At 54.2% G+C, this 15,203-nt stretch carries 13 protein-coding genes and 1 pseudogene; 9 read left to right on the forward strand and 5 right to left on the reverse strand.

Annotated features, from left to right (window positions below):
* Window positions 1-15 precede the first annotated feature (15 nt).
* The 6 genes and pseudogenes from arcD (at window position 16) to ridA (ending at window position 4,333) form a co-directional block, all read left to right on the forward strand.
* Window positions 16-1,491 carry an arginine-ornithine antiporter gene (gene arcD / locus OGY35_RS00440; protein WP_178825859.1) on the forward strand — a complete coding sequence of 492 codons (1,476 nt, stop codon included), beginning with the start codon at window positions 16-18 and terminating at the stop codon, window positions 1,489-1,491.
* A 251-nt stretch (window positions 1,492-1,742) separates the two neighbouring features.
* Window positions 1,743-2,222, forward strand: coding sequence for an arginine repressor (locus tag OGY35_RS00445; RefSeq protein WP_042322699.1), 480 nt, complete (start codon window positions 1,743-1,745; stop codon window positions 2,220-2,222).
* A 98-nt stretch (window positions 2,223-2,320) separates the two neighbouring features.
* A pseudogene (pyrL, locus tag OGY35_RS00450) lies at window positions 2,321-2,456 on the forward strand (pyr operon leader peptide).
* A 2-nt stretch (window positions 2,457-2,458) separates the two neighbouring features.
* Window positions 2,459-3,394 carry an aspartate carbamoyltransferase gene (gene pyrB, locus OGY35_RS00455; RefSeq protein ID WP_152401789.1) on the forward strand — a complete coding sequence of 312 codons (936 nt, stop codon included), beginning with the start codon at window positions 2,459-2,461 and terminating at the stop codon, window positions 3,392-3,394.
* 14 nt (window positions 3,395-3,408) lie between these two features.
* Window positions 3,409-3,870 (forward strand): aspartate carbamoyltransferase regulatory subunit, encoded by a 462-nt coding sequence (gene pyrI, locus OGY35_RS00460; RefSeq protein ID WP_046495617.1) that lies wholly within the window; start codon window positions 3,409-3,411, stop codon window positions 3,868-3,870.
* Window positions 3,871-3,946: 76 nt separating this feature from the next.
* Window positions 3,947-4,333 carry a 2-iminobutanoate/2-iminopropanoate deaminase gene (ridA, locus tag OGY35_RS00465; RefSeq protein ID WP_152401787.1) on the forward strand — a complete coding sequence of 129 codons (387 nt, stop codon included), beginning with the start codon at window positions 3,947-3,949 and terminating at the stop codon, window positions 4,331-4,333.
* A gap of 52 nt (window positions 4,334-4,385) precedes the next feature.
* Here ridA and OGY35_RS00470 read toward each other — a convergent pair whose 3' ends face one another.
* The 5 genes from OGY35_RS00470 to mgtL form a co-directional block, all read right to left on the reverse strand.
* A complete protein-coding gene (locus tag OGY35_RS00470; protein WP_042321679.1) occupies window positions 4,386-5,672 on the reverse strand; it encodes a TRAP transporter large permease in 1,287 nt (428 codons plus the stop codon).
* Window positions 5,673-5,702: 30 nt separating this feature from the next.
* Window positions 5,703-6,212, reverse strand: coding sequence for a TRAP transporter small permease (locus tag OGY35_RS00475; protein ID WP_152401784.1), 510 nt, complete (start codon window positions 6,210-6,212; stop codon window positions 5,703-5,705).
* Window positions 6,213-6,272: 60 nt separating this feature from the next.
* A complete protein-coding gene (locus tag OGY35_RS00480; RefSeq protein ID WP_178827052.1) occupies window positions 6,273-7,250 on the reverse strand; it encodes a TRAP transporter substrate-binding protein in 978 nt (325 codons plus the stop codon).
* Between the two features lie 358 nt (window positions 7,251-7,608).
* A complete protein-coding gene (mgtA, locus tag OGY35_RS00485; protein ID WP_286631146.1) occupies window positions 7,609-10,317 on the reverse strand; it encodes a magnesium-translocating P-type ATPase in 2,709 nt (902 codons plus the stop codon).
* A 146-nt stretch (window positions 10,318-10,463) separates the two neighbouring features.
* Window positions 10,464-10,517: a mgtA regulatory leader peptide MgtL gene (gene mgtL, locus OGY35_RS24415; RefSeq protein ID WP_125369841.1), complete on the reverse strand. Its 54-nt coding sequence runs from the start codon at window positions 10,515-10,517 to the stop codon at window positions 10,464-10,466.
* Between the two features lie 272 nt (window positions 10,518-10,789).
* On the opposite strand from mgtL, the gene treR reads away from it, so the two are divergent.
* The 3 genes from treR to treC all read left to right on the forward strand — a co-directional run bounded on the left by treR (window position 10,790) and on the right by treC (window position 15,005).
* On the forward strand, window positions 10,790-11,737 hold the full coding sequence (treR, locus tag OGY35_RS00490; protein ID WP_178827054.1) for a trehalose operon repressor TreR: 948 nt from the start codon (window positions 10,790-10,792) through the stop codon (window positions 11,735-11,737).
* Between the two features lie 146 nt (window positions 11,738-11,883).
* Window positions 11,884-13,302: a PTS trehalose transporter subunit IIBC gene (treB, locus tag OGY35_RS00495; RefSeq protein WP_286631191.1), complete on the forward strand. Its 1,419-nt coding sequence runs from the start codon at window positions 11,884-11,886 to the stop codon at window positions 13,300-13,302.
* A gap of 47 nt (window positions 13,303-13,349) precedes the next feature.
* A complete protein-coding gene (gene treC, locus OGY35_RS00500; protein ID WP_286631147.1) occupies window positions 13,350-15,005 on the forward strand; it encodes an alpha,alpha-phosphotrehalase in 1,656 nt (551 codons plus the stop codon).
* Window positions 15,006-15,203: the final 198 nt, after the last annotated feature.

Genomic DNA, 15,203 nt, shown 5'->3' on the forward strand with positions numbered 1-15,203 from the left:
TTGAGGACTCTCTTCATGACTACTCTAGATACCAGCAAACCGGCTGCGGACGCTTCGGCCTCCCTGTCCGAAGGTAAGCTCAAACTTCCGGCACTAACGGCGCTTGTGGTCAGTGCGCTGATCGCCGCCGGGGTATTTTCCCTGCCGCAGAACATGGCGGCCAAAGCGGGCGCCGGCGCGATCCTGATCGGCTGGGGGATTACCTTTATCGGGATGTTAACCCTCGCCTTTGTTTTCCAGACCCTGGCGCATCGTAAAAGTGACGTTGAAGGCGGCGTGTATGGCTATGCCCGCGCGGGCTTTGGTGAGTACATCGGTTTTAATTCCGCCTGGGGTTACTGGATCTCGGCGTGGATCGGCAACGTTTCGTACTATGTGGTGATCTGTTCCGCCCTCGGCTCATTCAGCGCGCTCGGCTTCTTTGGTGATGGCACCACCCTTTCTGCGCTGATTGTGGGTTCAATTCTGCTCTGGAGCCTGCATTTCCTGATCTGTCGCGGCGTGCAGGGTGCAGCCCTGCTCAATCTGATCGGCACGGTCGCGAAAGTGGTTCCTCTGATCATGTTTGTTGTACTGGTCAGCGTCGCCTTTCAGGTTCGCACCTTTAAGATCGAATTCTGGGGCAATGAACAGCTCGGCTCCGTCATGGACCAGGTGAAAAACATCATGCTGGTCACCACCTGGGTTTTCATCGGCATTGAAGGCGCGGCCATGTACTCAGGCCGGGCGATGAAAAAATCAGACGTGGGTAAAGCTACCATGATTGGATTTTTCATCTCGATCCTGCTGTTCGTCGCCGTTTCGGTTCTGTCGCTGGGCGTCCTTTCCCAGCCCGAGCTCGCCCAGTTGAAGAACCCCTCGACTGCGGGCGTACTGGCTGCGGCGGTCGGGCCATGGGGTGCCGCTCTGATGAACATCGGCCTTATCGTTTCCGTCGGTGCCGCGCTGCTGGCCTGGACGTTATTATCTGCGGAAACGGCGTACATGGCCGGTAAAGACGGCACCATGCCCAAATTTCTGGGCAAAGAAAACGCCAATAAAGCACCGGTTAACGCGCTGCTGCTGACCAATGGCCTGACCCAACTGTTCCTGATCATCGCCCATTTCCAACAGGCGGGGTATCTTGCGCTGCTGCTGCTTGCCACCTCAATGATCCTGATCCCCTATTTTCTCAGTGGTCTGTATGCCCTGAAAGTGGCGTGGCAGAGAGACGGTTACAGTAGTGATGAACAGCGTTCCATCACCCGCGACATCATCATCGGCGCGCTGGCGACACTCTATGGCGCCTGGCTGGTCTACGCCGCCGGGATGGAATATCTGCTGATGTCGATGATCCTCTACGCCCTCGGCATCATTTTTTATGTCTGGGCGCGGAAAGAGAAAAATGGGAGACTTTTCAATCCAATAGAGATCGTTCTGGCTATTATGGTGGTGGCGGCGGGGATCTACGCCGTCTACCTGTTGGCGACAGGCGTGCTCACGCTCAGTTGATGCACGTCAACACAGGGAAGACGAAGCGGCAAAACTCCGCCTTCCCTTAGACGACTAAGTGGAATATTTTCTCATGGAGATGCCATCCGTCAGGATGCTGAAGCGAGCTCCAGTAGAATTTCAATAAGCCGATCAAATACATCCCGGTTGAAATGGAGAACGTTTGCTTAGTGCGTCATCAATTAAAAATAGAAACATTGGGCAGACCTATTGGTTGTTATCTTCGGCTGATTACACTGGACTAACTGATGATGAAACTTTACCAACCCGCTTCAGAAAAAGAAGAACTACAGCTCTCTGTTTGTCAGCGCCTGATTGGCGAAAAAAGTTATCTCTCGCAGGAGGAGATCCGCCGCGATCTGCAAAACTACGGCTTTGAAACTATCAGCCAGTCGACGGTTTCCCGCCTGCTGAAAATTCTTGGCGTCATAAAAATTAGAAATACGAAAGGACAAAAAATTTATTCCGTAAATCCGCAATTGCGCCCTGCCCCCGATGCCGCCCGTTCGATTGCTGAAATGGTAGTGAGCGTGGAGCACAACAGCGAATTTATCCTTATCCATACTGCCGCCGGCTATGGTCGTGCCGTCGCCAGGATCCTCGATTACCATGCCCTGCCGGAGATTCTGGGAGTGATCGCGGGTAGCAGTATTGTCTGGGTTGCCCCACGGGTTGTACAGCGGACTGGCCTTGTCCACAAACAGATTAACTACTTACTAAAAATGAATTAATATTCATTAAAACCGTTTGCGTTGAATAAAAATGGCATTATTTGCTTGATCCGCAAACGGAGCTGAGTATAATCGCGGACAATTTGCCGGGAGGAAGTATGGTCCAGTGTGTACGACATTCTGTCTTACCGCGTCTGAAAACAGACGCTGGCCTGCCGTTTTTCTTTCCGTTGCTAACCTATTCCCAGCCCCTCAAATGAGGGGCTTTTTTTTTGCCCAGGCGTCAGGAGATAAACATGGCTAACCCGCTATATCAAAAACACATCATTTCCATAAACGACCTCAGTCGCGACGACCTCAATCTGGTGCTGGCGACCGCGGCGAAATTAAAAGCTAACCCACAACCGGAACTGCTCAAGCACAAGGTGATTGCCAGCTGCTTCTTTGAAGCGTCTACTCGTACCCGCTTGTCGTTTGAAACCTCAATGCACCGCCTGGGTGCCAGCGTGGTCGGTTTCTCCGACAGCGCCAACACGTCGCTGGGCAAGAAAGGCGAAACGCTGGCGGATACCATCTCGGTTATCAGCACCTACGTTGACGCGATCGTGATGCGCCACCCACAGGAAGGCGCGGCACGTCTGGCGACGGAATTCTCCGGTAAGGTGCCAGTACTGAACGCGGGCGACGGTTCGAATCAGCATCCGACCCAGACGCTGCTGGATTTGTTCACCATTCAGGAAACGCAGGGTCGTCTGAATAACCTGCACGTGGCGATGGTCGGCGACCTGAAATATGGCCGTACCGTACACTCACTGACGCAGGCACTGGCCAAGTTCGACGGCAACCGCTTCTACTTCATCGCCCCGGATGCGCTGGCGATGCCGCAGTACATTCTCGATATGCTTGACGAAAAAGGCATTGCCTGGAGCCTGCACTCCTCTATTGAAGAGGTGATGGCGGAAGTGGACATTCTGTACATGACCCGCGTGCAAAAAGAACGTCTGGACCCTTCTGAATACGCCAACGTTAAGGCCCAGTTTGTGCTGCGCGCCAGCGACCTGGCGGGAGCACGGGAAAACATGAAGGTACTGCATCCACTGCCGCGTATTGATGAAATCGCCACGGATGTGGATAAAACGCCTCACGCCTGGTATTTCCAGCAGGCAGGCAACGGGATTTTCGCCCGCCAGGCGTTACTGGCACTGGTTCTGACTAGCGATCTGGCACTGTAAGGGGAGATAACGAGATGACACACGATAATAAACTGCAGGTTGAAGCGATCAAATGCGGCACCGTAATCGACCATATTCCCGCGCAGGTTGGCTTTAAATTGCTGACCCTGTTTAAGTTGACCGAAACCGATCAGCGCATCACCATCGGCCTTAACCTGCCTTCCGGTGAAATGGGGCGTAAAGACCTGATTAAAATCGAGAATACCTTCCTGACCGCCGAACAGGTTAACCAACTGTCACTGTACGCACCGCAGGCCACCGTTAACCGTATCGACAACTACGAAGTGGTGGGTAAATCGCGCCCAAGCCTGCCGGATCGCATCGACAGCGTGCTGGTCTGCCCAAACAGTAACTGCATCAGCCACGCCGAGCCGGTTTCATCCAGCTTCGCAGTGAAAAAACGCGTAGATGACATTGCTCTCAAATGCAAATACTGTGAAAAAGAGTTTTCTCATTATGTGGTGCTGGCCAACTAATTGGGGTTGGTTATAAATTCCTGGCTACCTATAATACCTGGGAAAATTCTTTTACCGCTGTACTTCAGGAGAAATCATGAGCAAAACTATCGCGACGGAAAATGCACCCGCAGCAATCGGTCCATATGTTCAGGGCGTAGATCTGGGCAGCATGATCATCACTTCCGGTCAGATCCCGGTTGACCCGAAAACCGGCAGCGTGGCAGAAGACGTCTCCGCGCAGGCGCGTCAGTCGCTGGAAAACGTGAAAGCTATCGTTGAAGCCGCTGGTCTGAAAGTGGGCGACATTGTGAAGACGACCGTATTTGTCAAAGATCTGAACGATTTCGCGACCGTCAACGCCACCTACGAAGCGTTCTTCACCGAGCACAACGCCACCTTCCCGGCACGTTCCTGCGTGGAAGTGGCGCGTCTGCCAAAAGACGTGAAGATCGAGATCGAAGCGATCGCCGTTCGTCGCTAAGCGATAAAAAAATCCGGGCATCAATGCCCGGATTTTCGTTACTGCAGTCCCCTCACATCACGCCAAAGAATTTCGGCAGGAACAGCGAAATCGCCGGAATATAGGTCACCAGCATCAGCACCAGGAACAGCACCGCGTAGAACGGTAGCATCGCCTTCACCACCTGTTCGATCTTCTGTTTACTCACCGCACTGGCAACAAACAGCACCGACCCTACCGGCGGCGTGATCAGGCCAATCCCCAGGTTCACCAGCATAATCATCCCGAAGTGTACCGGATCAATACCGAGCGCGTTGGTAACCGGCAGCAGCACGGGCGTCAGGATCAGAATCAGCGGGGCCATGTCCATCAGCGTACCGATCAGCAGCAACATGATGTTAATGCACATCAGGATGACATACTTGTTATCCGAGATACTGGTGAAGGCTTCGGTAATGCGCATCGGCAGTTGCATGTACGTCATGATGGCGCCAAATGCCGCAGCGAAACCAATCAGGATCATCACGATGGTCACGGTCTTCACGGTGCGATACATCAGCTTCGGCAGTTCAGACCATTTGTAGTCGCGGTAGATGAACATGGTGACGAAGAACGCCCACAGGCAGGCGATCGCCGCTGATTCTGTTGCAGTAAAGATACCGGAAAGGATCCCGCCCATAATAATGACGACCGTCATCAGTCCCCACAGCGTATCGAGAAAGATCTTCAGCGCCTGCCGGAACGGTACGCGTTCCCCTTTCGGGTAGCCGCGCTTATGGGCAAAGCCAACACACATCACCATCAGGGTAAAACTCAGCAACAGCCCTGGCAGGATCCCGGCAATGAACAGCGCGGCAATCGACACCGTACCGCCCGTCGCCAGCGAGTAGATAACCGAGTTATGGCTGGGCGGCGTCAGGATTGCCTGCACCGAACCGCTGGCGGTGACCGCCGCGGCGAAGTCGCGCGGATACCCTTTCTTATCCATTTCAGGGATCATCACCGAACCGATGGACGCGGTATCCGCCACCGACGAACCAGAGATCGCGCCAAAAAAAGTCGATGCCACAATATTTACCAGCGACAGGCCGCCGCGGATAAAACCAACAAAGATGTAGGCGAAGTTCACTAACCGCCGCGCGATCCCACCTTCCGCCATAATGGCTCCGGCCAGAATAAAGAACGGGATCGCCAGCAGCGAGAATTTGTTCACACCGTTGGTCAACTGGATCATCACCGCTTCCAGCGGGATATCGATATACCACGCCCCGACGATCGCGCTGATCCCTACCGCGTACGCCACCGGCACCCCAATCGCCAGCATGATGCCGAGCGTAAAAACGAGAATAAATGCATCCATCTGCTTTCCCCTATGAAGTCGGTTCGGTCATCAACTGGTTGAACCCAGCATGACGACAGGACGTTGATACTGAGCACCACGGCAGATCTTTTCGATGATGAAAAGCAGCGTGATCGCTGAACCGATAGGGAGCGGAAGATAGTTTTCCCCGGCAGTTAAAATGGGAAATTCCGCCACGGGCTGTTGCCACAACTCGTAACAGAGCGTCGAACCGTACCAAAGAATAAAAATGCTGATCGCCAGCAGCATCAGATCGGCACCGATAAAGCAGATCCGACGCCCCATTTCGCCAAGACGATCGGTCACCATGCTGACAGCAATATGCGAACCCGCGCGGTAACTGACCGCCGCACCGACAAAGGTAAATGTCACCATGCATAATATGGCGACCGGTTCAGGCCATGACAGCGCGCTGTTCATCACATAACGCGCGAATATCCCTACGGGAATAACCGCCACCATCACCAATAAAGCCAGCCCGGCAATCCACATTGAAATTCGATACAGCACATCCATTACCGATGAATAACATTCACCCATAATCATCACCTCAACTAATAACCGATTCAGGCGGATGACCTCCGTCACCCGCCTGATGAATTACTTCACATCCTGAATTCGCTTGATCAAATCCTGGTGGTCTTTACCATATTGATCCCGGACGGGCTGTGTGGCTTTATAGAAATAATTCGTATCGATATCATGAAAATTCACACCATTCGCTTTCATCGTCTCCAGTGATTTCGCGTTATACGCTTCCCAGAGTTGGCGCTGTTCCATTTGTGCTTCTTTCGCCAGTTTAATAATTAATTCCTGATCTTCTTTTTTCAGCTTGTCCCACTTGGCTTTTGAAAACAGGAACAGCTCAGGAATAATGAAATGCTTACTCCAGGTATAATTTTTGGCAACCGGCAGATAGTTATGCGCGACAAAGGTCGGCGGGTTATTTTCTGTGCCATCAATGACCCCAGTCTGCATCCCGCTGAACACTTCACTGGTCCCCATTGCGATCGCATTCGCGCCCATGGCTTTTAAGGTATCGAGTGATACCGGGCTGGTCTGAACACGAATTTTCATCCCCTTCAGGTCTTCCGGTTTCACGACCGGATCCTTGGTAATCAGGTTGCGCGTCCCGGCATCCATCCAGCCGAGAAACACCAGTCGGGACTGGCTGTTCGCGGTCAGCCTGTCGCCAATTTCCTGACCAATTGCCCCGTCCAGTACTTTGTGCAGGTGATCTTCATCACGGAAGACATAGGGCAGCGTAAAGACGTTAATCTCTGGCAATATTGCGGCAACCGGAGACATCGACACGCGGATAATATCAATCGCACCCAGTTGCGCCTGTTCAATCATCTGCTTTTCATCGCCCAGCACACCGCCCGGGAAGGTTTTAATATCCAGACGTCCGTCGGTAGCAGCGCTGAGTTTTTCGCCCATATGCTTCACAGCAACCACGTTCGGATAATCCGCCGGATGGACATCTGCCGCACGCAGCGTTTGCGCAGACGCCGCCTGAGCGGCCAGCACTAAGGCGGAACCCATACACAGGTTTAACAAGGTTTTGGTCAGTTTCATTTTTCCATCTCCAGAGGTTTATAATTTTCATTAATACAAACGACTTGCAGGATAGAGGGCCACCTTAATTAAAAGGGACAGTAAGGAATGACATTGCCCGAACAGACGAGTCGGTGTAACAAATTATTACGATGATTATGTTCATAAAATGATGCGGGATGGAATTTTTTTTAGCACGCTGTTTCATTTTTGCAATGAAGGTCTTTTTCCTGGAAAAAAGATGTTCTGAAGAGGCCTAAAATTGTGATCGACCACACCTCTTTGGTTTTTCAAAAAAAATAAAACACGACGGATGAAAGAATATATTCTTTTGCAGGATGAAAAGAAAAATGGCTGCCGAAGCAGCCATTATTTTCGCTTATTGCCAGCCGTAGCGGCGGCTATAGAATCCTTTCACCAGTTGCGTTAACGTCATATATCCCACCAGGATCGCCACCAGCCAGGGGAAATAACTCAGCGGTAACGCCTGCAATTGCAGATAACCTGCCAGCGGTGAGAACGGCAGCGCTATTCCCACAACCATGACCACCAGCGTCATCAGCATCAGTGGCCAGGCGGCACGACTCTGGATAAACGGCACGCGGCGCGTACGAATCATATGCACAATCAGCGTTTGCGAGAGCAGACCCACCACAAACCAGCCTGACTGGAACAGCGTCTGCGCTTCTGGCACATTGGCATGGAATACCCACCACATCAGGCAGAACGTCAGAATGTCGAAGATGGAGCTGATGGGGCCGAAGAAGAGCATGAAGCGACCGAGATCCGCCGGATTCCAGCGCTGTGGTTTTTGGATCTGCTCATCATCAACGTTATCAAACGGGATCGCCACCTGGGATACATCGTAGAGCAGGTTCTGAATCAGCAAGTGCAGCGGCAGCATGGGCAGGAACGGCAAAAAAGCGCTCGCCACCAGCACGCTAAAGACGTTGCCAAAGTTAGAACTGGCGGTCATTTTGATGTACTTCAGCATATTGGAGAACGTACGGCGCCCTTCAATCACGCCCTCTTCCAGCACCATCAGGCTCTTTTCCAGCAGGATGATATCGGCCGCTTCACGGGCGATGTCTACCGCACCGTCAACCGAGATGCCGATATCCGCCGCGCGCAGCGCCGGCGCGTCATTGATGCCGTCGCCCATAAAACCCACCACGTGCCCTTCGCGTTTGAGCAGCCGGACGATCCGCTCTTTATGCATCGGCGTCAGGCGTGCAAACAGCGTGGTACGCTGGGCCAATGCGGCGAGCGCGTCGTCGCTCATGCCTTCGATCTCGTTCCCGACAATCACTTCTCCGGCGTCCAGGCCCACCTCATGGCACACCTTCGCAGCCACCAGTTCGCTGTCACCGGTCAGGATCTTCACGGTGATGCCACTGGCGTTAAGCGCCTTCAGGGCGGGCGCGGTAGTCTCCTTCGGCGGATCGAGGAAGGCAATGTAGCCTTCAAGGATCAGATCGGATTCATCAATACGCTGGTAATCGCCTTCCCGTGCCGGCAGATATTTGGTCGCCACGGCAACGACACGCAGCCCCTGACGGTTCAGCGTGTCGGTCACGCGCTTCACCCGTCGCAGCATGTTGTCATCCAGCGGGACAATTTCGCCGTTATGGCGCACCTGCGTACAGACGCTGAGGATCTCCTGCAACGCGCCTTTGCACACCAGTTGATGGACATTCGTCTCTTCTGCCACCACCACCGACATCCGGCGGCGCTCAAAATCAAACGGGATCTCATCAATTTTCTGCCAGCGGGTAGACAACTCGCGCGCGGCCCCTTCATCAACGCCTTCCAGCACGGCAGTATCCAGCAGGTTTTTCAGCCCGGTCTGATAGTGGCTGTTCAGCCACGCGGCATGCAGGACGCGTTCACTGGGCTTACCGGAGATATCCGTATGATTCTCCAGCACAATTTTATCCTGGGTCAGCGTGCCAGTTTTATCGGTGCACAAAACGTCCATCGCGCCGAAGTTCTGAATCGCATCCAGATGTTTGACGATCACTTTTTGCTTCGACAGTTTCACCGCGCCGCGCGCCAGCGTCGAAGTGACAATCATCGGCAGCATTTCTGGCGTCAGGCCCACGGCGACGGAGAGCGCAAACAGCGCCGCTTCCCACCAGTCGCCTTTGGTATAACCATTGATGAGCAATACCACTGGCGCCATCACCAGCATAAAGCGAATCAACAACATGCTGACGCGGCTGATCCCCTTCTGAAAGGCGTTCTGCTCACTTTCCTGTTCGCTGACGCGCCCCGCCAGTTGACCAAACCAGGTATGGGCTCCGGTGGCGATCACCATCGCCTGCGCCGTGCCGCTCACCACGTTGGTCCCCATAAAGCAGAGGGTGTCGCACTCAAGCGGGTTGCTTTGATTGACGTCGCGGGTGCGCGCCACTTTCTCCACCGGCAGCGATTCCCCGGTTAACGATGCCTGGGCGACAAACAGATCTCGCGCCTGAATCACCCGCAGATCGGCCGGGATCATATCCCCGGCCGACAGCTTGATAATGTCGCCGGGCACCAGCTGATCGATTGGCAGCTCAACCCAGCCATTTTCCCCTTTCTCATTGATGACCCGCAGCACTGTCGCAGTATTACTGACCATCGCTTTCAGCGCATCTGCCGCTTTGGTGGAACGCGCTTCCTGGATAAAGTTAAGCAGCGTGGAGATTATCACCATCAGGGCGATCACCCCGGCGGCAAACAGATCCTCTGTGGCATACGAAATAGCCCCCAGAAGAGTCAATAAGATATTGAACGGGTTACGATAACAGACCCACAGATGCTTCCACCACGGCGACGGTTTCTGGGTAGGCAGAAGGTTTTCACCGTGTTGTTCGCGGGCGGCGTTCACCTCTGCCGCAGTGAGTCCTTCTGGATGCGCATTGAACGTTTTCCACAACGTCTTTTCATCCATCACGGCCACTTTCAGGCAGTGTTCGCTCAGGGAAGCAGGCATCGGGGTGCTGACAATCGACTGTGCATTGGGTAACGGATCGCGATGCACCAGGCGATCGGGCAGATGGCGGCCAAGCCGGGCAAACAGCTGGCGAGTGATATTTTTAAACATAGGCAGTCCCTCCGCGCCAACAAGACGGGCGCAGAAATATCCTTCAGGCGCGGCAAAGCCTTACCTGGCAGGTAACATGATTTTCTTAAACAGGGACGTTAACGCGTCACTGTCTTACCTCACCGGTAAGACAGCGAAGGGCAGGCTTACCGGAAAGAACGTGTTCTCCATTTCGGGAGAGGGGTGGGATCGGGATCCATAAAGCCTCCGGTAAGTGAATGATTTAGCCCGCAGATTATAAGTTGTAGATCATAATATTTGTGGCATCTATGGCGTTATAATAACTCCCGGCAATTAAACAAAACATATACACAAAATCATTCGGCTTGCATCCCGGCGGAAAAGGAATGAACGACGCCAACGCAAAGGCAGCGTGAAGGATGACGTGTATAAACCAGACTTTGCCCATTGAGGTTTCTACGAGTAAAGTTACCCTCTTATCATCTTTTGCAGCGTACCACGGGAAAACAGGATGCAAAATCGGCTGACAATCAAAGACATTGCCCGCTTAAGCGGCGTGGGGAAATCCACCGTTTCCCGTGTGCTCAACAACGAAAGTGGCGTCAGTGAACGGACTCGCGAACGTGTCGAAGCCGTGATGAATCAGCACGGATTTTCCCCCTCTCGTTCGGCCCGCGCCATGCGCGGTCAAAGCGATAAAGTGGTCGCCATCATTGTGACTCGTCTCGATTCACTGTCGGAAAACCTTGCCGTACAGACGATGCTGCCGGTGTTTTATGAGCAGGGTTACGATCCCATCATGATGGAAAGCCAGTTTTCCCCGGAAAAAGTGGAAGAGCACCTGGGTATGTTGAAACGCCGCAACATCGACGGTGTGGTGCTGTTTGGCTTTACTGGCATCCCCGACACGATGATCGCCCCGTGGCAGGCATCGCTGGTGTTGCTGGCACGTGATGCGAAAGGCTTTGCTTCCGTCTGCTATGACGACGATGGAGCGATTAAAATCCTGATGCAGCGCCTGTACGATCAGGGACATCGCCACATCAGTTTCCTCGGCGTTCCGCACAGTGACGTCACCACCGGCAAGCGCCGCCATGACGCCTATCTCAGCTTTTGCAAACAACATAAGTTACATCCCGTCGCAGCCCTGCCAGGTCTGGCGATGAAGCAAGGCTATGAGCATGCCGCGAGTGTCATTACACCGGACACGACCGCGCTGGTATGCGCCACTGATACTCTCGCGCTCGGCGCCAGTAAGTATTTGCAGGAGCAGCGGATCGATAACCTGCAGCTGGCGAGTGTCGGCAATACGCCGCTGATGAAATTCCTGCATCCGGAGATCGTCACGGTCGATCCCGGCTATGCCGAAGCCGGACGCCAGGCGGCGGCCCAACTGATCGAGCAGATCAACGGACGCAGCGATCTGCGCCAGATCGTCATTCCTTCCACCCTTTCCTGAATCATTGCCGATCGCTTTCTGAACGATAATTTGTGATCTTCGCTGCGTTTCGGGAACGTTCCCATTTTTAATTTTTTATCCCGGATATACTCTGTGGCCATCGCACAACAACCCCCTTTTCACAGTCATCGCCACGAGGCTTCATGATGAGCAAAGTTAAACAAGCGGATATTGACCGGCTGATAGCGCTGGTAGGTGGGCGAGAGAATATCGCCACAGTGAGTCACTGTATTACGCGCCTGCGCTTTGTGCTGAATCAGCCAGCCAACGCCAGACCGAAAGAAATCGAAGAATTACCGATGGTCAAAGGCTGCTTTACCAACGCCGGTCAGTTCCAGGTGGTGATTGGCACCGAGGTCGGCGATTACTACAAAGCGCTGCTGGCGACCACCGGACAGGCGCACGCCGATAAAGAGCAGGCGAAAAAAGCGGCTCGCCAGAACATGAAATGGCATGAGCAGTTGATCTCCCACTTCGCTGAAATCTTCTTTCCGCTGCTGCCGGCGCTGATCAGCGGGGGCTTGATTTTAGGTTTTCGTAACGTCATTGGCGACCTGCCGATGAGCAACGGCCAGACGCTGGCGCAGATGTATCCGGCGCTGAAAACCATTTATGACTTCCTGTGGCTGATTGGCGAAGCCATCTTCTTCTATCTGCCGGTGGGTATCTGCTGGTCGGCGGTGAAAAAAATGGGCGGCACGCCGATCCTCGGCATCGTACTTGGCGTTACGCTGGTGTCTCCGCAGTTGATGAACGCTTATCTGTTGGGACAACAGGTGCCAGACGTGTGGAACTTTGGCCTGTTCAGCGTCGCCAAAGTGGGCTATCAGGCACAGGTCATTCCGGCGCTACTGGCCGGTCTGGCGCTGGGCATGATTGAAACGCGCCTGAAGCGCATCGTGCCGGATTACCTGTACCTTGTTGTGGTGCCGGTGTGTTCGCTGATCCTCGCGGCATTCCTCGCCCATGCGCTGATCGGTCCGTTTGGCCGCATGATTGGCGACGGCGTGGCGTTTGCGGTTCGCCATCTGATGACCGGCAGCTTCGCCCCGATTGGCGCTGCGCTGTTCGGCTTCCTGTACGCCCCGCTGGTGATTACCGGCGTGCATCAGACCACGCTCGCCATTGATATGCAGATGATCCAGAGCATGGGGGGAACCCCGGTATGGCCGCTGATTGCCCTTTCCAACATCGCGCAGGCTTCTGCGGTGGTGGGCATTATTATCGCCAGCCGTAAACAGAACGAACGCGAGATCTCTGTTCCTGCCGCGATCTCCGCCTATCTGGGGGTCACTGAGCCGGCAATGTACGGTATCAACCTGAAATACCGCTTCCCGATGCTCTGCGCGATGATCGGCTCCGGCCTTGCCGGGCTACTCTGCGGCCTGTACGGGGTGATGGCTAACGGCATCGGCGTCGGCGGCTTGCCGGGCATCCTCTCTATCCAACCGACTTACTGGCAGGTGTACGCCGTCGCGATGGCGATCGCCATTGTCATCCCGATCGTGCTGACTTCCGTGGTCTACCAGCGTAAATACCGTCAGGGCACGTTACAGATTGTTTGATTTTATTCGGGGCGCAATTGCGCCCCTCGCATAACCAGGAAATGACTATGAATACCCTTCCCCACTGGTGGCAAAACGGCGTCATCTACCAGATCTACCCCAGAAGTTTTCAGGATACGACCGGCTCCGGCACCGGCGATTTACGTGGCGTGACTCAGCGCCTCGACTATCTGCATAAACTGGGCGTGGATGCCATCTGGTTGACGCCGTTCTATATCTCACCGCAGGTGGATAATGGCTACGATGTCGCCAACTACACGGCAATCGATCCCGCCTACGGTACGCTGGACGATTTCGACGAACTGGTCGCCCAGGCAAAAGCGCGCGGGATCCGCATTATTCTCGATATGGTGTTTAATCACACCTCCACGCAGCACGCCTGGTTTCGTGAGGCGCTCGACAAAGACAGCCCGTATCGCGAGTTTTACATCTGGCACGACGGCACGCCCGATACGCTGCCCAACAACTGGCGTTCCAAGTTTGGCGGTAACGCCTGGCAATGGCATGCGCAGAGCGAACAGTATTACCTGCACCTCTTCGCCCCGGAACAGGCGGATCTGAACTGGGAAAACCCTGCCGTTCGCGCCGAGCTGAAAAAAGTCTGCGAATTCTGGGCCGATCGCGGCGTGGATGGCCTGCGCCTGGACGTCGTTAATCTCATCTCCAAAGATCAGAGCTTCCCCAATGACCTTGACGGCGACGGTCGCCGCTTTTACACCGATGGGCCGCGGGCGCATGAATTTCTGCATGAGATGAACCGCGACGTCTTTACGCCGCGCAAGCTGATGACGGTCGGCGAGATGTCCTCTACCACGCTGGAACATTGCCAGCGCTACGCCGCGCTGGACGGTAGCGAACTGTCGATGACCTTCAATTTTCATCACCTGAAGGTTGATTATCCTGACGGAGAAAAATGGACACTGGCGAAACCCGATTTTGTCGCGCTGAAGACCCTGTTCCGCCACTGGCAGCAAGGGATGCACAACGTCGCGTGGAATGCGCTGTTCTGGTGTAACCACGATCAGCCGCGCATCGTGTCGCGCTTCGGCGACGAAGGTGAATATCGGGTGCCGGCAGCGAAAATGCTGGCGATGGTGCTGCACGGCATGCAGGGGACGCCATACATCTACCAGGGTGAAGAGATCGGCATGACCAATCCGCACTTCACCCGGATCACCGACTACCGTGATGTGGAAAGCCATAACATGTTTGCTGAGTTGCGGGCTGAAGGTCGCGATGCCAATGAACTGCTGGCAATCCTGGCCAGTAAATCTCGCGACAACAGTCGTACGCCGATGCAGTGGGATAACCGCAAAAACGCAGGCTTCAGCCAGGGCGAACCGTGGATCCCGTTGTGCGATAACTACACGGACATCAACGTGGAGAACGCGCTCGGCGATAACGCGTCGGTGTTTTACACCTACCAACGGCTGATCGCGCTACGCAAATCAGAACCGGTACTCACCTGGGGCGACTATCAGGATCTGTTGCCAGACAGCCCGTATCTCTGGTGCTATCGCCGCGAATGGCAGGGGCAAACGCTGCTGGTCATTGCCAACCTGAGCGGCGAATGTCAGGCCTGGCAACCGGAGTCGTGCCGGGGTAGCTGGCAGGTACTGATGCACAACTATGAGGAAGTTTCACCGCAGCCGACGGCAATGACGCTGCGTCCTTTCGAAGCCATCTGGTGGCTTCAGAAGTAATCGGCTGACCCCCTCTTGCCCGGAGAAGGAAGACTTCCCGGGCAAAATCCCTCTCCCTGCCTTAGCTAACTGTTTTTGCTGAATAAATAATCAGATTTTTCTATGTCACAATTTACAATCGCTATAACGCCCGCCAACTGTACGCTCTGATTTTTACTTTGCGCTATATCAAAAAAATCGCAAACACTTTTGATGCAA

This window comes from Citrobacter sp. Ct235, assembly GCF_030332305.1.
Lineage (GTDB): Bacteria > Pseudomonadota > Gammaproteobacteria > Enterobacterales > Enterobacteriaceae > Citrobacter_A > Citrobacter_A telavivensis.

Excerpts from the sequence above, each read along its gene's own strand:
- OGY35_RS00470 (WP_042321679.1), bottom strand. The coding sequence starts at position 5,672 with ATGGATGCATTTATTCTCGTTTTTACGCTCGGCATCATGCTGGCGATT.
- treR (WP_178827054.1), top strand. The coding sequence starts at position 10,790 with ATGCAAAATCGGCTGACAATCAAAGACATTGCCCGCTTAAGCGGCGTG.
- mgtA (WP_286631146.1), bottom strand. The coding sequence starts at position 10,317 with ATGTTTAAAAATATCACTCGCCAGCTGTTTGCCCGGCTTGGCCGCCAT.
- ridA (WP_152401787.1), top strand. The coding sequence starts at position 3,947 with ATGAGCAAAACTATCGCGACGGAAAATGCACCCGCAGCAATCGGTCCA.
- pyrB (WP_152401789.1), top strand. The coding sequence starts at position 2,459 with ATGGCTAACCCGCTATATCAAAAACACATCATTTCCATAAACGACCTC.
- OGY35_RS00480 (WP_178827052.1), bottom strand. The coding sequence starts at position 7,250 with ATGAAACTGACCAAAACCTTGTTAAACCTGTGTATGGGTTCCGCCTTA.
- treC (WP_286631147.1), top strand. The coding sequence starts at position 13,350 with ATGAATACCCTTCCCCACTGGTGGCAAAACGGCGTCATCTACCAGATC.
- OGY35_RS00445 (WP_042322699.1), top strand. The coding sequence starts at position 1,743 with ATGAAACTTTACCAACCCGCTTCAGAAAAAGAAGAACTACAGCTCTCT.
- arcD (WP_178825859.1), top strand. The coding sequence starts at position 16 with ATGACTACTCTAGATACCAGCAAACCGGCTGCGGACGCTTCGGCCTCC.
- pyrI (WP_046495617.1), top strand. The coding sequence starts at position 3,409 with ATGACACACGATAATAAACTGCAGGTTGAAGCGATCAAATGCGGCACC.
- OGY35_RS00475 (WP_152401784.1), bottom strand. The coding sequence starts at position 6,212 with ATGGGTGAATGTTATTCATCGGTAATGGATGTGCTGTATCGAATTTCA.
- treB (WP_286631191.1), top strand. The coding sequence starts at position 11,884 with ATGAGCAAAGTTAAACAAGCGGATATTGACCGGCTGATAGCGCTGGTA.